Annotated in this window: 20 protein-coding genes; 8 read left to right on the top strand and 12 right to left on the bottom strand. The window is 67.4% G+C overall.

Going from position 1 to position 22,952, the window contains the following annotated elements; all coding sequences use genetic code 11:
• Window positions 1–128 precede the first annotated feature (128 nt).
• Window positions 129–1,028: a peptidylprolyl isomerase gene (locus J7J08_RS02080; protein WP_214901049.1), complete on the top strand. Its 900-nt coding sequence runs from the start codon at window positions 129–131 to the stop codon at window positions 1,026–1,028.
• Window positions 1,029–1,238: 210 nt separating this feature from the next.
• On the opposite strand, the gene J7J08_RS02075 is transcribed toward J7J08_RS02080, so the two are convergent.
• Window positions 1,239–2,120, bottom strand: a complete 882-nt coding sequence (locus J7J08_RS02075; protein WP_214901048.1) for a DMT family transporter — start codon at window positions 2,118–2,120, stop codon at window positions 1,239–1,241.
• Window positions 2,121–2,280: 160 nt separating this feature from the next.
• On the opposite strand from J7J08_RS02075, the gene J7J08_RS02070 reads away from it, so the two are divergent.
• On the top strand, window positions 2,281–3,225 hold the full coding sequence (locus J7J08_RS02070) for a LysR substrate-binding domain-containing protein (RefSeq protein ID WP_214901047.1): 945 nt from the start codon (window positions 2,281–2,283) through the stop codon (window positions 3,223–3,225).
• Window positions 3,226–3,329: 104 nt separating this feature from the next.
• Complete coding sequence (locus J7J08_RS02065; RefSeq protein ID WP_214901046.1) at window positions 3,330–3,623, top strand: hypothetical protein; 294 nt, start codon at window positions 3,330–3,332, stop codon at window positions 3,621–3,623.
• A 23-nt stretch (window positions 3,624–3,646) separates the two neighbouring features.
• On the opposite strand, the gene J7J08_RS02060 is transcribed toward J7J08_RS02065, so the two are convergent.
• Complete coding sequence (locus J7J08_RS02060; protein WP_214901044.1) at window positions 3,647–4,003, bottom strand: GFA family protein; 357 nt, start codon at window positions 4,001–4,003, stop codon at window positions 3,647–3,649.
• A gap of 103 nt (window positions 4,004–4,106) precedes the next feature.
• Here J7J08_RS02060 and J7J08_RS02055 point away from each other — a divergent pair, with 103 nt between their 5' ends.
• Entirely contained in the window at window positions 4,107–5,915 is a 1,809-nt protein-coding gene (locus J7J08_RS02055) for a DUF885 domain-containing protein (RefSeq protein ID WP_214901042.1), read from the top strand.
• A 334-nt stretch (window positions 5,916–6,249) separates the two neighbouring features.
• Here the strand turns inward: J7J08_RS02055 and smrA are convergent, their stop codons facing one another.
• Both smrA and J7J08_RS02045 read right to left on the bottom strand, forming a co-directional pair.
• Window positions 6,250–8,085, bottom strand: coding sequence for a multidrug efflux ABC transporter SmrA (smrA, locus tag J7J08_RS02050; RefSeq protein WP_214901041.1), 1,836 nt, complete (start codon window positions 8,083–8,085; stop codon window positions 6,250–6,252).
• A gap of 68 nt (window positions 8,086–8,153) precedes the next feature.
• Entirely contained in the window at window positions 8,154–9,716 is a 1,563-nt protein-coding gene (locus tag J7J08_RS02045) for a serine hydrolase (protein WP_214901039.1), read from the bottom strand.
• Window positions 9,717–9,863: 147 nt separating this feature from the next.
• Between J7J08_RS02045 and J7J08_RS02040 the strand changes: the two genes are divergently transcribed.
• The 3 genes from J7J08_RS02040 (at window position 9,864) to J7J08_RS02030 (ending at window position 12,151) form a co-directional block, all read left to right on the top strand.
• Window positions 9,864–10,298, top strand: coding sequence for a VOC family protein (locus J7J08_RS02040; protein WP_214901038.1), 435 nt, complete (start codon window positions 9,864–9,866; stop codon window positions 10,296–10,298).
• Entirely contained in the window at window positions 10,295–11,113 is an 819-nt protein-coding gene (locus J7J08_RS02035) for a DUF72 domain-containing protein (RefSeq protein WP_251006346.1), read from the top strand. Before J7J08_RS02040 ends, J7J08_RS02035 begins: the two co-directional genes overlap by 4 nt.
• Before the next feature lie 90 nt (window positions 11,114–11,203).
• The gene (locus J7J08_RS02030; RefSeq protein ID WP_214901036.1) at window positions 11,204–12,151 is read left to right on the top strand and encodes a DMT family transporter; all 948 of its coding nucleotides are present in this window, start codon (window positions 11,204–11,206) and stop codon (window positions 12,149–12,151) included.
• A gap of 40 nt (window positions 12,152–12,191) precedes the next feature.
• Here the strand turns inward: J7J08_RS02030 and J7J08_RS02025 are convergent, their stop codons facing one another.
• The 4 genes from J7J08_RS02025 to J7J08_RS02010 form a co-directional block, all read right to left on the bottom strand.
• Entirely contained in the window at window positions 12,192–13,352 is a 1,161-nt protein-coding gene (locus tag J7J08_RS02025) for an AAA family ATPase (protein WP_214901035.1), read from the bottom strand.
• Window positions 13,353–13,494: 142 nt separating this feature from the next.
• Window positions 13,495–14,217 (bottom strand): pseudouridine synthase, encoded by a 723-nt coding sequence (locus J7J08_RS02020; protein ID WP_214901034.1) that lies wholly within the window; start codon window positions 14,215–14,217, stop codon window positions 13,495–13,497.
• 105 nt (window positions 14,218–14,322) lie between these two features.
• A complete protein-coding gene (locus J7J08_RS02015) occupies window positions 14,323–16,746 on the bottom strand; it encodes an EAL domain-containing protein (RefSeq protein WP_214901033.1) in 2,424 nt (807 codons plus the stop codon).
• Between the two features lie 166 nt (window positions 16,747–16,912).
• On the bottom strand, window positions 16,913–18,868 hold the full coding sequence (locus J7J08_RS02010; RefSeq protein WP_214901031.1) for a DEAD/DEAH box helicase: 1,956 nt from the start codon (window positions 18,866–18,868) through the stop codon (window positions 16,913–16,915).
• Window positions 18,869–19,136: 268 nt separating this feature from the next.
• Here J7J08_RS02010 and J7J08_RS02005 point away from each other — a divergent pair, with 268 nt between their 5' ends.
• Entirely contained in the window at window positions 19,137–19,367 is a 231-nt protein-coding gene (locus J7J08_RS02005) for an RNA-binding S4 domain-containing protein (RefSeq protein WP_214901028.1), read from the top strand.
• 4 nt (window positions 19,368–19,371) lie between these two features.
• Here the strand turns inward: J7J08_RS02005 and ubiM are convergent, their stop codons facing one another.
• The 4 genes from ubiM to J7J08_RS01985 all read right to left on the bottom strand — a co-directional run bounded on the left by ubiM (window position 19,372) and on the right by J7J08_RS01985 (window position 22,816).
• Entirely contained in the window at window positions 19,372–20,571 is a 1,200-nt protein-coding gene (gene ubiM, locus J7J08_RS02000; protein WP_251006345.1) for a 5-demethoxyubiquinol-8 5-hydroxylase UbiM, read from the bottom strand.
• Window positions 20,572–20,658: 87 nt separating this feature from the next.
• Window positions 20,659–21,060 (bottom strand): MAPEG family protein, encoded by a 402-nt coding sequence (locus J7J08_RS01995; protein WP_214901026.1) that lies wholly within the window; start codon window positions 21,058–21,060, stop codon window positions 20,659–20,661.
• Window positions 21,061–21,078: 18 nt separating this feature from the next.
• Entirely contained in the window at window positions 21,079–21,615 is a 537-nt protein-coding gene (locus J7J08_RS01990) for a DUF4019 domain-containing protein (protein WP_214901024.1), read from the bottom strand.
• Window positions 21,616–21,676: 61 nt separating this feature from the next.
• Window positions 21,677–22,816, bottom strand: a complete 1,140-nt coding sequence (locus J7J08_RS01985; protein WP_251006382.1) for a hypothetical protein — start codon at window positions 22,814–22,816, stop codon at window positions 21,677–21,679.
• Between the last annotated feature and the right edge of the window lie 136 nt (window positions 22,817–22,952).

The raw sequence follows: 22,952 nt of genomic DNA, 5'->3' as shown, positions 1-22,952 counted from the left end.
ACGCGTAGTGCCGGCCGCTGGCCGGCTCCTGGCAGTGCCGGCAGCACCAAAAGACGGCCAGCGGCCGGCACTACCTGGCCGGGAAGCTTCTGCGCCAGAATCGGGACAACTTCCGCCAAGGGTCCGCCATGTCGCCTCGCCGTCCTGCCCTGCTCGCCCTCGCCCTGACCTGCCTGCTGCCCGGCCTTGCCTCTGCAGCCACGCCCTACCGCAGCGCCCAGCAGATTCTGGACGCCTCGCCTGCCAGCGACTGGCGCACGCCGGACCCGGCCAACCTGCTGCTGATGAACCTGGATGCCGGCCAGGTGGTGATCGAGCTGGCTCCGGCCTTCGCGCCGCAGCATGTGGCCAATATCCAGACCCTGGCCCATGAGCACTTCTGGGACGGCGAAACCATCTACCGCGCGCAGGACAACTTCGTGGTGCAGTTCGGCGATGCCGATGCCGACGATGCGGCCAAGGCCAGGCCGCTGGGCTCGGCCAAGCGCAAGCTGCCGGCGGAGTTCCAGCGCGACAGCAAGGGGCTGAAGGTCAGTGTGCTGCCCGATCACGATGGCTGGGCTGACCAGACCGGTTTCGTGGACGGGTTTGCGGTGGGCCAGGACAAGGCGGACGGCAAGACCTGGCTGGCGCACTGCTACGGCGCGCTGGGTGCAGGTCGCAACAATGAGGAAGACAGCAGCATCGGTGCCGAACTGTATGTGGTCACCGGGCAATCGCCGCGCCAGCTGGACCGCAACATCACGGTAGTGGGGCGAGTACTCAAAGGCATGGAACTGCTCAGCGCGCTACCGCGCGGGCCGGCGCCGATGGGCTTCTATGCGGATGCCGCGCAGCGCACCGCGATCACCTCGATCCAGCGCGTGAGCGATCTGCCCCAAGCGCAGCGCCCGACGCTGCAGGTGCTGCGCACCGATTCGAAGACCTTCACCGACACCGTGGAAGCGCGCCGCAACCGCGTCGATGATTTCTACAAGCGTGCCGCAGGCCATATCGACCTGTGCAACATTCCGGTGCCGGTGCGGTAACCGGGTCAACCGCAGTGGTAGGGTCGAATCCCAATCGACCGCCGTGAAATGCCCCGCGTTCGATGCCGGCATGAACATCGTCGGAGGAAGCCGCTTCGCCATTCGACGCAATGCGTCACCGGGCGCTGCAACGTTATCGGCGGGCGTTTGGGAACCGCCCCTACCCATTGGCCGCCGATTTACGTTGGAGATGCCGAAGCCCGCAGCGCGTCAGCGTTTCTGGCTGGCGGCTACGCTGCCCAGGATCAACACGCCGGCGACCACCATTGCCCAGGTCACCGGCTCGCCCAGGAACAGCCAGGCGAACAGCGCGCCGAACATCGGCACCAGATAGGTCACCGTCGAGGCGCGCGCCGGGCCGATGCGGGCGATCAGGCGGTAGAACATCAGGAACGCGAAGCCGGTGCAGACCACCCCCAACGCGATCGCGCACGCCCACGAAACGGTCGGGATCGGTGCCTCGGGCCAATGGGTCAACGCCATCGGCAACATCACCAGCGCCGCACTGCCCAGCGTTGCGCCCGCGGCTGCCGCCGGCGGCAGCCCGGTCATGTGGCGCTTGACCAGGTTCACCCCCAGCCCGTACAACAGCGCCGCCAGCGAACCGGCGATCACCGCCGCGCCGATGCTCAACCCCGACACTTTGGCCGTTGCCAGCACCACCACGCCGGTAAAGCCCACCAACAGCGCGATCGCCCGGCGCATGCCTATTTTCTCACCGAACAACAGGAACGCGATCAGCGCGGCAAACAGCACGGTCATCGCGTTGCAGATCGCACCGATCGCGGCCGGTGCGCGCTGCGCAGCCCAGGCGAACAGTACGAACGGAATCGCCGAGTTGATCAGGCCGATCGGCACCAGCCACAGCCAGCGCCTGGCCGGGAACTGCGCGCGTGCCTGCCAGAGGAACGGCAGCAGCACCAGCGCGCCCAGCAGCAGCCGCACTTCCACCAGCGCATAGGGTCCGAACGACGGCACCGCCACGCGCATGAACAGGAACGAACAGCCCCAGATCGCACCCAGCACGGTCAGCTCCAGCGGGGTGCGCCAGTCGCGTTCGATCACCCCGGCGCTCACCGGTGTGCCGCTCACGGGCGCCCCCCGGCACGGCGGTAACAGGCAGCGATGGCAACGCGGACGGGCAGCAACATGGCGCGGGCTCCAGGAAAGAGGGACACAGCATCCCCCTGCCGCCGAGCCCCGACAAGCGCGTAGTATCCCTGCAAGCCACAAATCTCATTTGGGTCTCGCCATGATCCTGCGCCCTGCCCTGCTGCCCGCGCTGGGGGTGTTCGCGGTTGCCGCGCGCCACCAGAATTTCGCCCATGCCGCCGAAGAGCTGCATCTCACCGCGAGCGCGGTCAGCCACCACGTGCGTCGCCTGGAAGCGCTGCTGGGCACGGTGCTGTTCCAGCGCCACGCCCGTGGTGTACGCCTGACCGCCGAAGGCCGCCAGCTGGCCGATGCCGCGGCCGCAGCGCTGAGCGATATCAATGCGGTGGCCGGCAACCTGCACCCGCAGGCCGGCGTGGTGCCGCTGCGGATCACCACCCTGCGCTCACTGTCGTATTGCTGGCTGGTGCCCCGGCTGACGCGTTTCACCCGCCTGCATCCGCGCATGCGCATCGAGCTGCAGACCAGCAGCGAACTGGTGCGTTTTGACGAAAACGGCCCGGAGCTGGGCATCCGCTACGGGCTGGGCCAGTGGCCAGGCCTCGCCGCCCACCATCTGATGGACGACGAACTGTGTCCGGTGGCGTCGCCGGCCCTGCCCGGCGTTTCCGGGTTGCGGGAACCCGGGCAGATCGCTGCGCTGCCGTTGGTCAGCGACATGTCGCCCCAGGGCTGGCGCGACTGGTTCCGCGCTGCAGGCGTACGTGGGCTGGACCTGGCTGCGCAGCACATCTTCAGCGACAGCACCGATGCCATGCGCGCGGCGGTCTATGGCATCGGTGCGGTGCTGGCGCGCAAGCACATCGCCCAGCCGTACCTGCAGCGCTATGAACTGGTGCGCCTGCCCGGGCCGGCGTTGAAGGCGCGCTATGCCTATTACATCGTGCACGCCGAACATCGCCCGCTCAGCCCGACCGCCGTTGCGTTCATGGACTGGCTCAAGCGCGAAGCGCAGGACGAACGCACGCCGGTGCCGGCGTTGCCGGATGAACTGCTCGGTCGGCCTCACGACCAACGGTCGTGAGCTACCCGCGGGTGAATGTCGCCCGACCGCCGGCCGGGCAACATTCACCCGCTTTTGCCCGGCCGCTCGCTACGGTGGAATCCCCCTCCCCGCGAGACCTTCCCATGGCCATGCTGCGACTCAGGATCACCGGCACCGAAGACGATGCGCGCGCCATCAGCGACCTGCTCCAGGGCATCGAGGGCATCGAGCACGTCGAGGAAACCGACGACCTGATGCCGCACATGGACGACGACGATTCGAGCTCGGCAGGGCTATCCGACGACATCGGACCGGGAACGCATGAGCTGGAGGTCGAGGTGGGCAATGCAAGCACCGCGCAGAAGGTGCGCGAGGCGGTGCAGGTACTTGCGTTGGAACTGGATGTGTTCGTCGAGTACGAAACCGACGAGGGCTGATCCGCGCTATATCGTCCCTGTCGTCACACGCTTGCGCCATCGTAGAAATTGATCTTCAACCCGGCCAGGTCCAGCGTGGGCAGGCAACGCACGTTCACCGCCACCATCGCCTGTCCGCTGCGCGGGTCGACCCCCTCGCTGAACGGGGCAATGCCGCAGTCGCGGCAATAATGATGCTGCAGGTGGTGCTGGTTGAACTGGTAGGTGGCCAGCTGGGCAGGGTCGGTGTTCAGGGTCAACGCCGCGCGTGGACCGAACCAGAGCAGGCCGCCGCGCCGCCGGCACAGGGAACAGTTGCAGTCCAGTACCTCGGTGATGGGGGCATCGGACTGGACCACGAACGCGATCTGCCCGCAATGGCAGCTCCCTTCGTACTGCATGGCACACCTCCCGGTGGGAAAGCCCCATGGTAATCCAATGGCACGGGCGGCACCCCGGCGGCACCGCCTATGCTGGGCAATTGTCCACAGCACAGGATCGCCGATGCGCCAGCATCTTCTTGCCCTCGCCCTGATCGCCGCCCTGGGTGGCTGCCAGCAGGCCGACGCCCCCTCCGCCCCGGCCGGCACCTCCGCGACCGCCCCCGCCGCCGATGCGGCCGTGGATGCCGCCTTCGCCGACCTGTCCAAGCGCGCCCTGGACACCTGGATGCAACTGTCGCCGATCAGCGCCACCCAGATCGGCGATCACCGCTACGACAGCGAGATCGACGACCTGAGCGCCGCCGGCCAGCAGAAGATGCTGACAGCGTACAAGGGCCTGCTCGGCGAGCTGGACAAGGTCGACGTGAGCAAGCTCTCGCGCGAGAACCAGGTCGACGCGGCGATCCTGCGCAACCAGCTGCAGTCCGAAATCTGGAACGCCGAGGTACTGCAGGCCTCCAAGTGGGACCCGCAGATCTACAACGGCACCGCCGGCAGCGCGTTGTACGGCCTGATGGCACGTGAATTCGCGCCGCTGCCCGAGCGCCTGAAGTCGGCCACCGCCCGCATGGAGAAGCTGCCGCAGATCTTCGCCCAGGCCCGCGAAAACCTGGACCCGGCGCGCGTGCCGAAGATCCATGCCGAAACGGTGGCCAAGCAGAACAAGGGCATCCTCAGCATCGTCGATACCTTCATCACCCCGCATATCGGCGAGCTGCCGGCCGAAGACGGCAAGCGCTTGCAGGCCGCCATCGATGGCCTGAAGAAGGCGGTCGACGAACAGCAGACCTGGCTGGACAAGACCCTGGTGCCGAACGCCAAGGGCGACTTCCGCATCGGTGCCGAGCTGTACGACCAGAAGCTGAAGTTCGCGCTGAACTCCTCGCTGTCGCGCGCCGAGATTGGCGAACGCGCGCGTGCCGAACTCAAGCGCGTGCGCCAGGACATGTACGGCATCGCGCAGACCGTGCTCAAGGACAAGCCGGGCGCGCCGGCGCTGCCGGCCAACCCGAGTGACGAGCAGCAGCAGGCGGCGATCGAAGCGGCGCTGGAACTGGCCTACGCCGACAAGCCGGCCCGCGACAAGGTGGTCGACGACGCCAAGGCCGCGCTGGCCCAGTCCACCGAATTCGTGCGCAAGCACGACCTGATGACCCTGCCCGATGCGCCGGTGGACATCATCCTGATGCCGGAATTCCAGCGTGGCGTGGCCGTGGCCTACTGCGATTCGCCGGGTCCGCTCGACAAGAACCTGAAGACCTTCTACGCGGTATCGCCGATTCCGGACGACTGGACCGACAAGCAGGTCGACTCGTTCCTGCGCGAATACAACAGCCGCATGATCCACCTGCTGAGCATCCACGAGGGCACGCCGGGGCATTACCTGGAAGGCTGGCACTCGGGCAAGTTCCCGTCGACGCTGCGCGCGGTACTGCGTTCGGGTCTGTTCGCCGAGGGCTGGGCGGTCTACACCGAGCGGATGATGCAGGAGCAGGGTTACCTGGACAACGATCCGCTGTTCCACCTGGTGCAGCTCAAGTTCTACCTGCGCACCATTTCCAACGCGATCCTGGACCAGGGCGTGCACGTGGACAACTGGACCCGCGAACAGGCCATGCACCTGATGACCCACGATGCGTTCCAGCAGGAAAGCGAAGCCTCGGGCAAGTGGGTGCGCGCGCAGCTGACCTCGGCACAGCTGCCGACCTACTTCGTCGGCGCGCAGGAGCACTTCGACACGCGCAAGGCGGTGCAGGAGAAGCAGGGCGAGAAGTTCAACCTGAAGGCCTACCACGACCAGATGCTGTCCTACGGCGCCCCGCCGGTGCGCTTCGCACGCCAGCTGATGCTGGACCAGCCGATCGAGTGAAGGATGCCCATCGGTAGGTACCGACCGTTGGTCGGTACACGACGTCGAACGGCCCGGTGTGTTACCGGGCCGTTTTGCGTTTCTCGCGTAGAGCAGCGTTTCAGTTGTTACCCGCCGGCTTCCCCTCATGCATTGCGTTTCTCGGAAGGAAAGAGCAGCGACGCAGAGCGTGAAGGGAAGGACGGCGGGCAGCCCTCGTAGGGACTGTCAAAAACATGGATGTTTTTGACAAGCCCCCATGGATGGGTTCACGGCGTGTCCCGTAGAGGGCTGCCCGCCGGCCTTCCCTGCACGTAACAACAGAAACGCCGCAGCTGTTGCTGTTGCTGTTGCTCTAACCAGCATCCGCCGCCACGAACCCACCCGTCTGCCGTGCCCACAAACGTGCATAGAGCCCACCAGCAGCGACCAATTCGGCGTGGCTGCCGGTTTCCACGATGCGGCCCTGGTCCATCACCACCAGCCGGTCCATGCGCGCGATGGTGGACAGGCGGTGGGCGATGGCAATGACCGTCTTGCCCGCCATCAGCTCGTCCAGGTTGTCCTGGATGGCGGCCTCCACTTCCGAATCCAGCGCCGAAGTAGCCTCATCCAGCACCAGGATCGGCGCGTCCTTGAGCAGCACCCGCGCGATGGCGATGCGCTGGCGCTGGCCGCCGGACAGTTTCACTCCCCGCTCGCCCACGTGCGCGTCATACCCCTGCCGGCCCTCGCCGTCGCGCAGGGTGTCGATGAAGCCGGCCGCGCGCGCCTTGGCGACTGCGGCACGCAGTTGTTCGTCAGTGGCATCCGGCCGCCCGTACAGCAGATTGTCGCGGATCGAACGGTGCAGCAGCGAGGTGTCCTGGGTGACCACGCCGATCTGCCGGCGCAGGCTTTCCTGGGTGACCTCGGCGATGTCCTGCCCATCGATGCGGATGTGCCCGCTTTCCAGGTCGTACAGCCGCAGCAACACGTTCACCAGCGTGGACTTGCCGGCGCCCGAAGGGCCGACCAACCCGATCTTCTCGCCCGGCTTCACCGTCAGGTCCAGCCCGGCGATCACCCCGCCCTGCTTTCCATAGTGGAAGTGGATGTGATCGAACTGCACCCCGCCTTCGCGCACCAGCAGCGGCACCGCGCCCTCACGGTCCTGCACGCTCAACGGCTGCGCGATCGTGGTGATGCCGTCCTGCACCGTACCGATGTCCTCGAAGATGCCGTTGATCGTCCACATGATCCAGCCGGACATGTTGTGGATGCGGATCACCAGGCCGGTGGCCAGGGTGATCGCACCCACGGTGATGTTGCCGTGGCTCCACAGCCACAGCGCCAGCCCGCAGGTGCCGGTGATCAGGAAGCCGTTCACGATCGAAATGGTCAGGTCCAGGCTGGTCGTGACCCGGGTCTGGCGACGGTGTTTGACCGCCAGTTCCTCGATCGCCTCGGCCACGTAGGCCTGCTCGCGCCCGCCGTGGGCGAACAGCTTCAGCGTGGGAATGTTGGTGTAGCCATCGACGATCCGGCCCATGGCCTTGGAGCGCGCTTCAGAAGCAATCCAGGCGCGCTCCTTCGCGCGCGGCACGAAGTACACCATGATCACCACGTAGGCGACCAGCCACAGCACCAGCGGAATCATCAGCCGCCAGTCGGCCTGCGCGAACAGGTACAGCGCCGTGCCGGTGTAGACCACGATGTACCACAGCGAATCGACCATCTGCACCGCCGACTCGCGCAGCGAGGTGCCGGTCTGCATCACCCGGTTGGCCATGCTGCCGGCGAAGTCGTTCTGGAAGAACGACAGGCTCTGGCGCACCACGTAGTTGTGCATCAGCCAGCGTGAGCGGTTGCTCAGGCCCGGCACGATGGCCTGGTTGACCAGCAGGTTGTGCAGGCCGACCAGCACCGGCCGCGCGACCAGGGTGATGGCCGCCATCCACAGCAGCGTATCGGCGTGGCGGGCAAAGAAGCCGGCGTCCGGCTGTTCGCTGACCATGTCGACGATGCGGCCCAGGAAATCGAACATGGCCACTTCCACCAGCGCCAGCAGCAGGCCCGCGATCAGCGTGGCCAACAGCACCGGCCAGACCGGGCGCAGGTAGTGGATGTAGAACGGCAACACCCGACGCGGTGGCATGCGCGCGTCGATCGGCGGAAACACCGGAATCAGCGACTCGAACCAGCGGAACATTCCAACCCCCGTAAACAAACAGGCTGCGATTATCCCACCGCAGCCTGCCGTTTGTTTTCACGCGCTGCTTATTTTGCGTCGTCGGCAACCGCCGGGGTCAGCACCAGGTCCTGGAAGTCGAAACTGAAGTCGGTCAGCGACGACACCGCCTGCATGCGCACCTCGCGCACCTTGCCATCCGGATCCAGGCTGACGTTCACGAACGCATCGGCGTTGAGCGAGCGATCGTCCCAGCGCACGATGAACGTATCGTGCTGCCAGTGTTCCATCGTGCCCACCAGCTGCGCGGTCTTGCCGAAGCGCAGGCGCAGCTTGCCTGCCTGCTGTTCGACGAACACCTCGCCATACCACGGGTCACGGTAGGTGCCGGCATAGCGGGCCAGCGGCAGCGAGGGGGTGGACTTCGGATCGCGAGCAGCCTGGTGCGCGGCCCAGCCTTCGTCGGCCTTGTCCTGCGCCTTGGCTACCGCAGCGGCATACGCGGCCACCCAATCAGTCGCCGGCGCCTTGAGATAGGCGTCGAGCACGTCCATGGTGATCGCGTTGAAGGCCGCACCCACTTCCTGGTTGGTCAGCACTACGATGCCCAGCTTCTGCTCCGGTACCAACGTCACGCGCGAAACCATGCCCGGCCAGCCGCCGGTATGCCACACCAGCTTCTGCCCGCGGTAGTCGCTCAGGCTCCAGCCTTCGCCGTAGCCGGCGAAGTTGGGACGCGCGGCAGCCAGTGCGGGGACGCTCGGCTCCGGCACCACCTGCGGGGTGATCATCTGCCACATGGCCTGTTGGCTCTTGGGGCTGAACAGCGCCGTGCCGTTTTCCAGCGTGCCCTGGGCCAACTGCACGTTCATCCAGCGCGCCATGTCGTGCACGCTGGAATACACCCCACCGGCGCCGGCGTTGTTGGACCAGGTCAGCGGCGCCACCGTGCGCAGCTCGGTGAAATCGAACTTGGCATGCCCGGTTGCGGCCTTGTCGCCGGGCTTGAGGTGGTCGGCATTGAAGCGGGTGCCTGCCATGCCCACCGGGGTGAAGATGTGCTGCTGCAGGAAGTCCGCATAGGACTGCCCGGAGACATGTTCGATCACCTGCTGCGCCACCGCATACAGGATGTTGTCGTAGGCGTAGCGGTCGCGGAAGCCCGCCTTCAGCGGCACCTTGCCCAGCCGCTGCACCACCTCGGCGTTGCTGTAGCGGGTGGTGGGCCAGAACAGCAGGTCGCCCGCGCCCAGGCTGAGCCCGCTGCGGTGCGAAAGCAGGTCGCGGATGCGCATCTCGCCGGTGACGTACGGGTCGGACATGCGGAACGACGGCAGGTGGTCGATCACCCGGTCGTCCATCTTCAGCTTGCCCTGCTCGGCCAGCAGGTTCAGCGACGTGGCCGTGAATGCTTTGGTGTTGGAGGCGATGGCGAACAGCGTGTCGGCCTCGACCGGCGCCGGCTTGCCCAGCTCGCGCACCCCGTAACCGCGTTCGTAGACGATCTGCCCGTCCTTGACCACGGCCACGGCAATGCCGGGAATGTCGAACTGGCTGCGCACGCGTTCAACCGTGGCATCCAGCTGCTGCAGTTCGGTCGGCACGGCTGCCGACGCCAGGGGTGCGCACGCCAGCAGCACAAGGCCTCCCATCCAGGATGTGTTCAATCAGTGTCTCCAGTTGCGTGTTGCAGGGGCGTGGAGGCCGCCAGGGGGCCGTTGCGCCAGGTTTCGCGCGATGGTAACGCGGCCGGTTGCAGGCTCGCCTGTGCCAGAAGCCGCCCATCCCGGAGCACCCGCATGACCGCGTCCAGCGACACCGGTTCCACCATCATTCCCTGCCTGCGCTACCGCGATGCCCGTGCGGCCATCGCCTGGCTGGAGCGGGCGTTCGGGTTCCGCGCGCAGGCCGTCCATGCCGAAGGCGACCTCGTGTACCACGCGCAGCTGGTCTATGGGACCGGCATGATCATGCTCGGCTCCGTCGACAACGGCAGCGAGTGGGGCAAGCGGATGGTGCAACCCGATGAGATCGACGGCCGCGAAACCCAGAGCGCCTGCGTGATCGTGACCGACCCCGACGCCCACTACGCGCGCGCGGTCGCCGCCGGTGCCGAGCTGGTCATCGACATCGCCGACCAGGACTATGGCGGCCGCGGCTATGCCTGCCGCGACCTGGAAGGCCACCTGTGGTGGTTTGGCAGCTACGACCCGTGGCGCGAGGCCGGTCTTTGAGGCGCGCAGCGCCCGGGCCGATCTTCACCGGCATCGGCGGCTGGGTGTTCCCGGGTTGGCGCGGGGGCACGTTCTACCCGGCCGGGCTGCCACAGCGCGAAGAGCTGGCCCATGCCAGCCGGCAGCTGGGCTGCATCGAGATCAACAGCACTTTCTACCGGGCGCAGAAGCCCGCGGTGTATGCGCAATGGCGCGAGCAGACGCCGCCGGGGTTCCGCTTCTCGGCCAAGGCGCCGCGCACGATCACCCAGAGCCACGACCTGGCCGCCGCCGGGGCGCGCGCCGACGGCTTCATCCAGGGCATCAGTGCACTGGAAGACCGGCTGGGGCCGCTGGTGTGGCAGTTCGGCGAAAAGCACCCGGCTGGCGCGCAGGAGTTCGATCGATTCCTGGCTGCGCTGCCGCGCAAGGTGGGCAGTCGCGCGTTGCAGCACGCGCTGGAGGTGCGCAATGCCGACGCGTGGACGCCCGAGCTGATCGCGGTGGCGCGCGCGCACGATGCCGCGCTGGTGTTCAGTGGCTCGGCCGATTACCCCAGCTTCGCCGACCCCACCGCCGGCTTCATCTACGCACGGCTGATGCAGTCGCGTGCCAACCTGCGCTCCGGCTACCCCGAGCGCACCCTGGAGCAGTGGTGCCTGCGCGCGATGCGCTGGGCGCGCGGTGAGGACAACCCCGATCTGCCGCATATGGTCGCCGACGCCACGCCGACCGCCCCGCGCGAGGTGTATGTGCTGTTCATTGGCGCGGCCAAGCATCGCAACCCGGGCGCTGCGGTGGCATTGCGGAAACAACTGGAAGAGATAGAGGCGTAGAGCCGCGCCCTGCGTGGCTGGATGTTGCGGCATCGCCTGCTTGCCACGCAGGGCGTGGCACTACGCGTTGGGTTGGCCCAGAATGATCGGATGCCTATTACCGATACCCGCAGGGCCCTCCTGCAGATCCACTTCTGCGTGCTGCTGTGGGGGGTCACCGCCATCCTCGGCAAGCTCATTTCCCTGCCGGCATTGCCGCTGGTGTGGTGGCGGATGCTGCTGGTGGTGGCCATGCTGGCCCTGCTGCCGCGGGTCTGGCGCGGGCTTCGCCAGCTTCCCCCCGCCCTGTTTGCCGGGTACTGCGGGGTGGGCGCGCTGGTCGCACTGCACTGGCTCACCTTCTACGGCGCGGTGAAGCTGGCCAACGCCTCGGTGGCCGCCACCTGCATCGCGCTGGCGCCGGTGTTCACCGCCGTGATCGAACCCTGGGTGGCCAAGCGACCCTTCCAGCTGCGCGAACTGGCCTTCGGCATTGCCGTGCTGCCCGGCGTTGGCATGGTGGTTGGCGGCGTACCCGACGGCATGCGCCTGGGTGTCCTGGTCGGTGCGATGTCCGCGCTGCTGGTTGCCATCTTCGGCTCGCTCAACAAGCGCCTGGTCAGCCATGCCGATCCCCTGACCGTCACCGCCGTAGAACTCGGTGCCGGCACCCTCACCCTGACCCTGCTGGCACCCGCACTGCCGTTCCTGCTGCCGGCGCTGGCCAGCCCGCTGTGGGTTGTTCCCGATCTGCGCGACGGAATGCTGCTGCTGGCCCTCGCCGGCGCATGCACGCTGCTGCCCTTCGCCCTGGCGCTGGTCGCACTGCGCCACCTCAGCGCTTACACCGTGCAGCTGGTGACCAACCTCGAACCGGTCTACGCGATCCTGTTGGCGATGGTGCTGCTGAGCGAACAGCGTGAACTGACCCCGCTGTTCTATGCCGGCGTGGCGATCATCGTCGGCGCGGTGTTCCTGCACCCGCTGTTGAACCGGTGGAAGAAAGTGCAGCACCCCGAGATCCTGGGCACATCCGAAGCGCGCAACATCGCCGATTGATCGATCAGAAGAGCACCGCCGTTCTACTGGCTTCCACCCATCATCGCTCCGGCCAATACCACGCTGGCGCGTCCAGCAGCCCCTGTCCCACCAGCGTGGTCCGGCTCATCTGCTTTTCCAGCGCAATCGGGTTGCACAACGGCGATTCGCGCAGTGCCGCCACCAGCCGCGTGGCGTGCGACACCACCCACAGCTGGCTGCGTGCCGTAGCCGCGATGATCAACCGCCCGAGCGCTGGCAGCAGATCCGGATGCAGGCTGGTTTCCGGTTCGTTGAGCACCATCAGCGGCGGCGGTCGTGGCGTATGCAATGCTGCGATCAGCAGCAGGTAGCGCAGCGTGCCGTCGGACAGCTCCGATGCGCTCAACGGACGCAACAGCCCGGGCTGCTGGAACTTCAGGTGCAGGCGACCCTCGCTGCCATCGATCTGCACCCGTGCACCGGGAAACGCATCTTCCACCGCGCGGGCCAGGCCATCGGCATCGCCCACTTCCACGATGGTCTGCCACGCCGCCGCCAGGTCCTGGCCATCCTGCGCCAGCACCGGCGTCCGCGTGGCAAGCGGCGACTGCCGCGCCGGTGCATCCACATCGGTACGGAAGTGATCATAAAAGCGCCACGCCCGGATCGCCTCACGCAGACTGAGCACCTCAGGCATGCGCTGCGGATCCGCCAGCTGCGAGAATACGCTGTCGAATACCGACAGATGCTCTTCCACCACCTCCCACTGGCGGCCATGGCGGCGCCGCACCAGCGGCCCGCGCCGCTCCACCAGCACAGTGCTGCTGCGCAGGAAGGGCCCGGCCCACAGGCTCTCGCACTTGATCTGCGGGTCCAGTGCAAATGCCGACGCACTGGGTACCGGAAACCCGAGATCGATGGCATAGCCGAAGTCGGCGGCGGCAAAGCCCAGCCGCAACGCCACCGGTTCACTCCGCGCCGTGCCCTGCACCGGCACCTCGCCCCGGCGCATGGCCCGGCTGGGCTGCCCCGGCCCCGCCCACAGCGCCGAGCCCAGCCCGCCTTCGCGCGCCAGCGCTGGCGCCACCCCACCCCGCGCGGTATCGGCCAGCAGCCGCAGCGCGCGATACAGACTGGATTTCCCGCTGCCGTTGTCACCGGTCACCAGGTTCAGTCGCCCCATCGGCACGACCAGGTCGTGGAGCGAGCGGTAACGGGAAATGGCCAGGGTCTGGAGCATGGGAGGGCCGCATCGAAGAACCAGCACGCAGGATGCCAAGGACAGGTCGCAGGGGGTGCGAATGCGTCGATCGATGACGGGTTGCCAGGCAGAGTCCAGCGCTACGGGGCGGTTTCCACCCGAGCGGGTTCCCGTCCGGCCGCTACCAGTCCAACTGCTGGGGCAGCAGGCCCTTCAACTCCGCATCGGTCAGGTTGCGCCACTGGCCCGGCTTGAGCGCCCCGATCTTGACGTTGTCGATGCGCACCCGACGCAGCTGGGTGACCCGGTAATCGAACGCCGCCGCCATCAACCGGATCTGCCGGTTCAAGCCCTGCTGCAGCACGATCCGGAAACCGAACTTGGCGATGCGCGAGGCCCGGCACGGCAGCGTGGTTTCATTGTGGATGCGCACGCCGCGGGCCATGCCGCGCAGGAATTCGTCGGTGACCGGCTTGTTCACCGCCACCAGGTACTCCTTCTGGTGGTTGTTTTCGGCGCGCAGGATCTGATTGACGATGTTGCCATTGCTGGTCATCAGGATCAGCCCTTCCGAATCCTTGTCCAGGCGGCCGACCGGGAAGATGCGCTGCTCATGGCCGACAAAGTCGACGATGTTGCCCTTGACCGCGCTTTCGGTAGTGCAGGTGATGCCCACCGGTTTGTTCAGCGCGATGTAGACATGGCGGCGGCCGCCTGCCTTCCTGGCTTCACGCGCGCGCAGCGGCTGGCCGTTGACCAGCACCACGTCGCCCTCGCCGACCACCGCACCGGTGCCGGCCGGGTGGCCGTTGACGGTGACGCAGCGCCCGCCGATCAGGCGGTCGGCTTCACGCCGGGAACAGAAGCCGGTTTCGGCAATGAACTTGTTGAGTCGGGTTGTCATTGCGCCATTATCCGGCAAAACCCCGCCCGGCGCGGGATCAGGCGATCAGCGGCCCACCTGCCGGCAGCGGCTGTTCACCCGGGGGCGTGGCCCGCGCGCTGCACGTCATGGCCAGGAAAGGCGGCTGGACTGCGCCGATGGTTCTCGCCACAGCGACGGCTGGGTGAGCTTTTCCAGCGCCATCGGCCGTTCGATGGCATAGCCCTGCAGGCCGTCCACGCCCAGTGCCTGCAGCTGCGCGACGATCCCCTCCGACTCCACCCATTCGGCGACCACGCTCATGTGCAGCTCCCGCCCGATCTCGGTGATGGCACGTACCGTCGCGCGGCTGACCGGGTCGATGTCCATGTCGCGCACGAACACGCCGTCGATCTTGAGCATGTCCGCCGGCAGCTGGCGCAGGTAACCGAAGGAGGACAGCCCGGCGCCGAAGTCGTCCAGTGCCACGCGGCAGCCACGGGCCTTGACCCCTTCCACGAAGCTGCGCGCCTGGTCCAGGTTGCTGATCGCCGCGGTTTCGGTGATCTCGAAACACAGCTTGTGCGCCAGCCCGCGGTTGCGCTCCAGCAGGTCGCAGACAAAGGCCAGGAAACTGGGCTCGGCGATCGACTGGGCCGACACGTTCACATTGCACAGGCCCAGCCGCTGCACGTGCGCCGGGCACAGCTGCAGGTGGCGGAACAGCAGCCCCAGCACGTGCCGGTCCAAGGCCATGCCCATGCCGTAGCGCTCCACCGCCGGCATGAAATCGCCCGGGCCCTGCAACTGGCCGTCGGTACCGCGCATGCGCACCAGCACTTCGTAGTGCAGGAAGTCCGGATCGCCGACCTGATCGATGCGCTGGGCGTACAGCAGCATGCGGTTCTCGGCAATCGCGTTGGAGACATGCGCCAACCGCTCGGCTTCGAGCAGGCGTTCCTCCAGCGCCATCCGGTTCTCGTTGAAGCAGTGGACGCGATTGCGGCCGGCCTGCTTGGCCGCGTAGCAGGCACTGTCGGCCGCGCTCATCAACCAGTTCACGTCGGCGACGTCGGCAGTGATTTCCACCACCCCGATGCTGCAGCTGAGCCGAGGCAGCCCGTCATCGCGCTGGAACCCGGCCTGGCCCAGGGTGCGCGCGATCCGCTGCAGGACCTGCTTGGCTTCCTCCTGTCGCGCCCCGGACAGGAACATCGCAAACTCGTCCCCGCCCATCCGGCCCACCCAGTCATCCTCGCGCACCGCACCGACGAGATACCCGGCAAAGCCGCGCAGCAACTGGTCACCGGCCGCGTGGCCGAGACCGTCGTTGACCAGCTTGAAATAGTCCAGGTCCAGGTAACACAGGCTGTGGGTGCCGCCGTGGGTGCGCACGTCAAGCAGTGCCAGCTCCAGCAGGCGCTCGATTTCGCGGCGGTTGATCAACCCGGTCAGCGGATCGTGGCTTGCGTGGTGCTCGACTTCGCGCGCCAGTGCGTGGTTCTGCGACACATCTTCGATGATCGCGAACACGGACAGTTCGCGGCCGGGGCTGCGCACCAGGGTGCCGCTCCAGCGCCCCCACAGCAGCCCGCCGTCGGCATGCCGGAAGCGCAGTTCGCCGGGACGCAGCTGGCGGGTCCAGTCGATGTCGCCGGCCGCGTCCAGCACCAGCTCGCCGTCGACCAGCAGCTCCGGCAGTTCCATGCCCAGCAGCGCATCGCGGCGGTAACCCAGGATGTCGGCGATGGCCTGGTTGGCCTCGACGATGCCGCCGGCGTGGTCGAGCTTGAGCATGCCGACGGTGGCCTGGTAGAACGCGGCGCGGAAGCGGCTTTCGGTATCGATCAGGTCGTTTCGCACGCGCCGCGCCAGCAGTACCGCCACCAGGGTGATGAACAGGACCGACAAACCGCCGACCACCAGCGTGGCGATGCGTACAATGGCCGCCGTGTTGAGCAGGGCCAACGAAAAAGCCCGCGCCTGCGCCTGCAGGCTGCGGTCCAGTGCCTGCAGCTGCCGCAGCAGCGCCTCGCGCACTGCCGGCGTTGGACCGCCGTTGGCGTGCAGCGCTTCTGCCCGGTTGGCCAGTGCCTGCAGCTGGGCCAGGCCGTGGTCGGTCTGTCGCCACAGCTGCACCGCGTCGCGGAAGTAGTCCACGCCGCCGAGGTAACGGAAGGAAAGTATCAGCCGGTTGATGTCGCCGGGTTGATTGCCGCCCTGCAGGAAGCCGCGTCGCGCCCGCGCCAGGTCCATGTCGTCCTGCTCCAGCGCGCGACGCGCGTCCAGGTCGCCCAGCGGCACCTGCAGTGCCGCGCGCGCTTCGGCCAGCGCGGCAGGGTTGCCGGAGGTGAGGTAACGCTCCAGCGCGAACGACGCGTGCTGCTGGCCCCGCGACCAGTGGCTCTGCCCGACGATCCATGCGGTGGAAGCGCCCTGCAGCTCCTGGATCAAGGCAGACAGCGCGACCAGGCCAACCGCCATCCCGGTGAGCAGCACGAACCGCAGGGTCAAGCCCCGCGTTCCATGCGGTACGGCGGTACTGCCAACGTCCTTGCTGCCTCCCACCATCACGGATCTCCGACGGCCAGTTCTGCCCTGCAATGTGTCCTGCCAACTCAGGCTAGGACCAGCACTGTTGATACGGCGCGAAGTTTTCTCCCGTGCCCGCTCAGGAAGCTGAAACAACAACGCCAGCCCGAAGGCTGGCGTTGTGCTTTACGCGATCGCGGCGCGATCAGCCGTTGCGCGGACCGCGCGGCTTGAAGCCGTCACGACGCGGCGGACGATCGTTGCCGCCCGGGCCGCCCGGGCCGCCCGGACCACGGTGGCCACCCGGGCCACCCGGCTTGCCGCCACGGCCGAACTTCGGCTTGAACGGCGGGCGTGCCGACGGGGTGAGGTCTTCACCCGGCTCGACCTTGCGCATCTGCAGCTGCTGGCCCGACACCCACACCTTCTTCAGGTGGCTGAGCAGGTCGGCCGGCATTTCGGCGGGCAGGTCCAGTACCGAGAAATCGTCGTGGATGTCGATGCGGCCGATGAAGCGGCTTTCCAGCCCGGCTTCGTTGGCGATCGCGCCGACGATGTTGCCCGGCTTGACGCCATGCACATGGCCCACTTCGATGCGGAAGGTTTCCATGCCTGGCTCGGCGGCACCGCGCGGGGCGATGTCACGGCGCGGGGCGCGCTCGAAGCCCCCGTCGCTGTTGCCGAAATCGCCTTCGGGACGCGGCGGACGCGGGCCACGGTCGTCTTCACGATGCGGGCCACGCTCGAAGCGCGGTTCGAAACGGGCCGGACGCTCGCCACGATCATTGCGGTCATTGCTGCGCGGGGCGCGCTCTTCACGCGCGCCACGCACCGGCGGGGTCAGCAGGAACGGCGCGTCGCCCTGCAGCAGCTTGGCCAGCGCGGCGGCGATGTCGATCGCCGGCACGTTCTTCTCGCCTTCCAGCTTCTGCAGCAGGTCGCGGTAGAATTCGGTGCCACCGGCATCGAGGGTATCGCTGATGCGGCTCATGAACTTGTTGATGCGGGTGTCGTTGACCGCGTCCACGCTCGGCAACTGCATTTCTTCGATCGGCTGGCGGGTGGCGCGTTCGATCGCACGCAGCATGCCCTTCTCGCGCGGGGTGGCGAACAGGATCGCATCACCGGTGCGGCCGGCACGGCCGGTACGGCCGATGCGGTGCACGTAGCTTTCGGTGTCGTACGGGATGTCGTAGTTCAGCACGTGGCTGATGCGCTCCACGTCCAGGCCGCGCGCGGCCACGTCGGTGGCCACCAGGATGTCCAGCTTGCCTTCCTTCAGCATGCCGATGGTGCGCTCGCGCTGCGCCTGCTGCATGTCGCCGTTGATGGCGGCAGCGGCCAGGCCACGCGCCTGCAGCTTCTCGGCCAGCTCTTCGGTGGCCGCCTTGGTGCGCGAGAAGATGATCATCGCGTCGAACGGTTCCACTTCCAGGATGCGGGTCAGTGCATCCAGCTTGTGCATGCCGCTCACCCACCAGTAACGCTGGCGGATGTTGGCCGACGTGGTGGTCTTGCTGACGATGGTGACTTCGGCCGGGTTCTTCAGGTACGTCTGCGCGATGCGGCGGATCTGCGACGGCATGGTGGCCGAGAACAGCGCGACCTGGCGGGTCTCCGGCAGCTTCTTCAGGACCGTTTCGACATCGTCGATGAAGCCCATGCGCAGCATTTCATCGGCTTCGTCCAGGACCAGCGTCTTCAGCTCGGACAGGTCCAGGGTGCCGCGTTCGAGGTGATCGATCACCCGGCCCGGGGTGCCGACGATGACGTGCACGCCACGGCGCAGGGCCTGCAGCTGCTGGCCGTAAGGCTGGCCGCCGTAAACCGGCAGCACGCGGAACCCGGGGATGCCCGAGGAGTAGGTCTGGAACGCCTCGGCGACCTGGATGGCCAGTTCGCGGGTAGGTGCCAGCACCAGCACCTGCGGCTTGGTCTGGTTGAAATCGAGGTTGGACAGGACCGGCAGCGCGAAGGCGGCGGTCTTGCCGGTGCCGGTCTGGGCCTGGCCGAGCACGTCGCGGCCTTCCAGCATCGCCGGGATGGTGGCGGCCTGGATCGGCGACGGGGTTTCATAACCGACGGCGGCAACGGCCTTCATCACAGCGTCGGACAGGCCGAGGTCTGCAAACAGCAGCGGCGCGGGGGATTCTTGGGACATGGGGAACTCCGAAGGCACTACCGGTAAACTTGGCAGTGACATAAAAAAGGGGATGGTCCGCGCTTTGGGCGCCCTTTCTTATCGCGTGCCCTGGCGCTGCTCGGTCGGAGGAGAATTCACTCGCTCAGGGCGCGATGATACCGCATGGATCCTGAACATCGTGTACAGATTCCGGCATGTATGCCGTTCTGGCGCGTGCTGGCGCACAATACGCGCCCTCTTTCGGCCCGGCCCACCGTCCGCGCCCCTTCCCAGGATACCCCGCTCCATGCAGACCCTCGAATTTGAACTGGACCGCGAGTACGTCGAGCTCAAGCAGCTGCTCAAGCTGGCCGACCTGGTCACCAGCGGCGGCGAAGCCAAGACCGTGATCGGCGACGGCCAGGTGCGGGTCGATGGCGAGGTGGAACTGCGCAAGGCCTGCAAGATCCGCGGCGGCCAGCAGGTCCAGTTCGGCGACACCGTCATCAACGTCATCGCCGATTCCGACGCCCCGTAAGGCGTCAATGTTGGGTGAGGTGCGCGGCAATCAACTGCCGGAACGGCGCCACCCCATGGGCCAGCCGCAACCCCGCCCGGCGCAGCACCCGCGCCGGCAGGCGGTCGTCGGTATAGAGCGTGGCGATCGCGTTGGTCGCCTCGTACAACGGCCGCGAGGCCAGCCGGTGCCCGCGCTCGTAGGTGGCCAGGCCAGCGGGGGCGGCGATATCGGTACCCCGCCCTGCCGCCCGGCACAGCACCGCCGCCAACCGGTCCTGGCTCTGCAGGCCCAGGTTGAAACCGTGCGCGGTGACCGGGTGCATGCCCACCGCCGCATCGCCGATCAGCGCGCAGCGCTCGCCCACGAACGCATTGGCATACACCCCCACCAGCGGGTACGCGAGGGCGCGCGCCACCGGCGTCATCGCGCCCAGCCGGTGTTCGAAACAGGTACTGATGCTGCGCCCGAAGCTCGCTTCGTCCTGCGCCAGCAGCGCCTCGATGTCACGCGGCGGCAGGGTGATCACTGCCGAGGCCTGCCCGCCGTTGAGGGGCAGCAGTGCCATGGTGCGGCCATAGCCGAACCATTCCCACGCGGTGTGCTGGTGTGGCACCTCGATCTGCATGCGGCATACCAGCATCGACTTGCCGAAGTCGCGCATGCGCGCACCGATGCCCAGCATGCGCCGGGTGGACGAGAACCGGCTGTCGGCAGCCACCACCAGCCGCGCCTGCAGCCGACGGCCATCAGTGAGGGTGACCTCGCTGTGCCGCGCACCGGGCACGATGCCACGCACGCTGCACGCGTCGAGAATGTCGAGGTCGGCCTGGCCCTGCACGCTGTCCCATGCCGCGCGGCGGATCAGGTGATTGGGGACCAGCCAGCCCAGGTCGCCGCCCTGCGCGTCGCGTGCGGCGAAGGTCAATGCGAACGGCGAGCCGCCGTCCATGACTTTGGCATCGCGCAATGGCGATATTTCATGGGAGTCCAGGCGCTCCCACAGGCCCAGCTGCTCCAGGATGTGCCGCGACGCATGGGTGAGCGCGATCTCGCGCCCATCGAAGCCAGGCTCGGCCAGTGCCGCGCGCGGCTGCTGCTCCACCACCACCACGCGCAGGCCGCTGCCGGCCAGCGCACGGGCGAAACACAGCCCGGCCGGTCCAGCGCCCACCACCAGCACATCCACCTCCACATTCACATTCATCGCGCGAGCGTCCGGCATGATCCGTTCCCGTTGCTTGTCCACGATCGAGCTTACCGCTCGCGGACGGACCCGCTCTTGATCTGGATCAGGCGCGTCGGCGGCGGTTCACGCCAGGCCGTGCAACAACCGCCACAACAGCAGCACGATGCCCAGCAGCGACGCCACCCAGACCAGGCTGCGGAGGTAGGGAATGCCGGCGGCATACAGCGGCACGTAAACCAGCCGCGCCCAGAAATACAGCTGCACGGCCAGCGCGGTGGTGGCGTCCTGGCGCTGGGTCAGCACCACCGCCAGCACGGCGGCGGCAAAGAACGGGAAGGTTTCCAGGAAATTGGCCTGCGCGCGCTGCAGGCGCGCGGCCAGCGGCCCCGGCGGCGGCGGTACGCCATCGCGTGCCGAGGCATTCCACGCCAACCCGCGTTCGCGGGTCACCGCACCGGCGGCCAACATCACCTGCAGCAGACCGAGCACGATGGCCCAGCCCAGCATCTGGATTTCGATACTCATGCGATGTTCCTCCTGCAATCAGGGAGCGGCGGCGCGCACGCTGTAACCGGCCAGGCGCCAGACCCTGTCTTCATCGAAACGGAACGAGACCAGCTCACGTACCGGCTGCGCGCTGTTGGCAAACCGGGTAGGGAAGCTGACGTTGATGTACAGCCCTTCGGGCACCGGGGCGCCCGACTTGTACTTGACCCGGGTCACCACCGGTTGGCCGCGCGAGACCAGCGCGCCGAGGCGCTTGCGATCGCTGTCGAGCTGGGCTACGAACGCCGGCTCGGTGACCGATCTTCGGGCCACTCCGGAAGCGCCCTTCCAGGCCTCGCCCGCGCGCCCAGTGTCCACGAGCGTGGCCACTTTCAAGCCGGCAGCGGCCATCTCCTGGTCCTGCTTCTGCACCTGCGCCTGCTGGGCCGGGGTCAGCGCCGGGCGTGCCGGCGCAGCCGGTGCGGTGGGTGCCGGGCGCGCGGGGGCCGGTGCCGGGGTGGCCGGGGCCGGGGCTGGCGCCTGGGCCATGGCAACGGCGGGAAGCAGGAGCGACAGCAGCAGCGGAACGCGCATCGGGACACCGTAGGCAGCAGTGGGCTGCGTTGCAGTCTACGGGAATGCCGTGAGCAGGCCGTCAGTTGCGCTCGGCCGCCTCATCTGCCGGCTGCTCGGCATCGCTGGCGGTACGTTCGGCCACCGCATCGCCCGGCTTCCCGCTTTTCGGCAACAGCGTGGACACATCGATTTCCGACAACGGGCTTTCGTCCGGGCAGGCCACATCCGGGAAGCCGAAGCGCTGCTTGAGTGTCTGCCCGCAGCGGGTAATGACGTCCAGCTCGCTGCCCTCGCGCTTGCACTCCTGGTCGAAGGCAACCAGGAACGCATCCTTGCGGCGTACGAAATCATCGCCGCACTTGCGCATCTGCTTGATCCGCTCCAGGTCGTCCTGCACCGCATTGGTGCCGTCCAGGCCGAACTGACGCAGCTCTTCACTGCTGAGCAGGCGCAGGCTGCGGTTGGGCACGGTCATCATCAGGTCGGCCACGCCCACCGCCACGCCGTTGCGCTGCAGGTAATCCTTGACGTTGTCGTAGACCTCGTGGAGTTCGAGGTTGAGCTCGGCGCGCGAGGTGGCCTTGGAACTGATCCGCATCATGCGGTGGATGCCGACCCTGCCCGACACCAGCCGGTTGTCGCCGGCCGCCAGCACGAACACGCAGGCGCTGTGGCAGACCGAACCTTCGCGCACCCAGATGGTCCAGTTGGATTCGCCGATGCGATCGCCGGCCACGATGGCCGCTTCGACCTGGCCGCCGCTGGAATCCAGGTCCAGGATGCGCCGCGAGACGCGCTGCGCGTCGGCCACCAGCGCGATCCGCGTCACCAGTTCGGCGAAGCCGGGATTGATCTTGCCCACGTAGCGAACCCGCAGCAGGCCGCGTTCAACGCAGGGGGCGATGGCCGCTTCCAGGCTGGCACGGTCCAGCGCCTCCAGCGGGGCGCCATCGCCGCCTTCCTCCGCGTACCCGGTGGTGCAGCTCAGCCAGGCCTTGCCGTTGTCCAGGGCCACCGTTGGCCAGCCCTGCTCGCCCTTGCGCGGCGGTGGTGCCGGCGCAGGCGGCGCATCGGCGGCGTTGAACGACACCATGTGGTCGCCGTCGGCGGTCTGCGCCCGCACGGCCTTGTCGGCGGCGGTGACGTTACCGGGATTCTCCAGTTGGCTGCAGGCGGCCAGCCCCAGGCACAACAGCGACAACCAGCACGACTTGAGCAGCATGGACACCCGGCTTCCCGACAGAGGGCGTGCCCGAAAACGGCACGTGAATACACAGTCTAGTGTGCCCGGCCGGCGCTGCGGCAACCTGCCCTGAACCACGCCGGGCGCCGTCGGCATTGCTGTCCGAAAACGG

Origin of the sequence: Stenotrophomonas sp. ISL-67 (assembly GCF_018612915.1) — a bacterium.
Taxonomy (GTDB): Bacteria; Pseudomonadota; Gammaproteobacteria; order Xanthomonadales; family Xanthomonadaceae; genus Stenotrophomonas.
Note: the sequence above shows the minus strand (reverse complement) of the source record. Positions and strands in the feature narration are given on the sequence as shown.

Coding starts and splice junctions, on each gene's coding strand:
- ubiM (WP_251006345.1), bottom strand. CDS start 20,571: ATGCCGGACGCTCGCGCGATGAATGTGAATGTGGAGGTGGATGTGCTG.
- J7J08_RS02080 (WP_214901049.1), top strand. CDS start 129: ATGTCGCCTCGCCGTCCTGCCCTGCTCGCCCTCGCCCTGACCTGCCTG.
- smrA (WP_214901041.1), bottom strand. CDS start 8,085: ATGTTCCGCTGGTTCGAGTCGCTGATTCCGGTGTTTCCGCCGATCGAC.
- J7J08_RS02060 (WP_214901044.1), bottom strand. CDS start 4,003: ATGCAGTACGAAGGGAGCTGCCATTGCGGGCAGATCGCGTTCGTGGTC.
- J7J08_RS01990 (WP_214901024.1), bottom strand. CDS start 21,615: ATGCGCGTTCCGCTGCTGCTGTCGCTCCTGCTTCCCGCCGTTGCCATG.
- J7J08_RS02025 (WP_214901035.1), bottom strand. CDS start 13,352: ATGCTCCAGACCCTGGCCATTTCCCGTTACCGCTCGCTCCACGACCTG.
- J7J08_RS02040 (WP_214901038.1), top strand. CDS start 9,864: ATGACCGCGTCCAGCGACACCGGTTCCACCATCATTCCCTGCCTGCGC.
- J7J08_RS02005 (WP_214901028.1), top strand. CDS start 19,137: ATGCAGACCCTCGAATTTGAACTGGACCGCGAGTACGTCGAGCTCAAG.
- J7J08_RS02020 (WP_214901034.1), bottom strand. CDS start 14,217: ATGACAACCCGACTCAACAAGTTCATTGCCGAAACCGGCTTCTGTTCC.
- J7J08_RS02065 (WP_214901046.1), top strand. CDS start 3,330: ATGGCCATGCTGCGACTCAGGATCACCGGCACCGAAGACGATGCGCGC.
- J7J08_RS02045 (WP_214901039.1), bottom strand. CDS start 9,716: ATGGGAGGCCTTGTGCTGCTGGCGTGCGCACCCCTGGCGTCGGCAGCC.
- J7J08_RS02010 (WP_214901031.1), bottom strand. CDS start 18,868: ATGTCCCAAGAATCCCCCGCGCCGCTGCTGTTTGCAGACCTCGGCCTG.
- J7J08_RS02015 (WP_214901033.1), bottom strand. CDS start 16,746: ATGGTGGGAGGCAGCAAGGACGTTGGCAGTACCGCCGTACCGCATGGA.
- J7J08_RS02070 (WP_214901047.1), top strand. CDS start 2,281: ATGATCCTGCGCCCTGCCCTGCTGCCCGCGCTGGGGGTGTTCGCGGTT.
- J7J08_RS01995 (WP_214901026.1), bottom strand. CDS start 21,060: ATGAGTATCGAAATCCAGATGCTGGGCTGGGCCATCGTGCTCGGTCTG.
- J7J08_RS02030 (WP_214901036.1), top strand. CDS start 11,204: ATGCCTATTACCGATACCCGCAGGGCCCTCCTGCAGATCCACTTCTGC.
- J7J08_RS02055 (WP_214901042.1), top strand. CDS start 4,107: ATGCGCCAGCATCTTCTTGCCCTCGCCCTGATCGCCGCCCTGGGTGGC.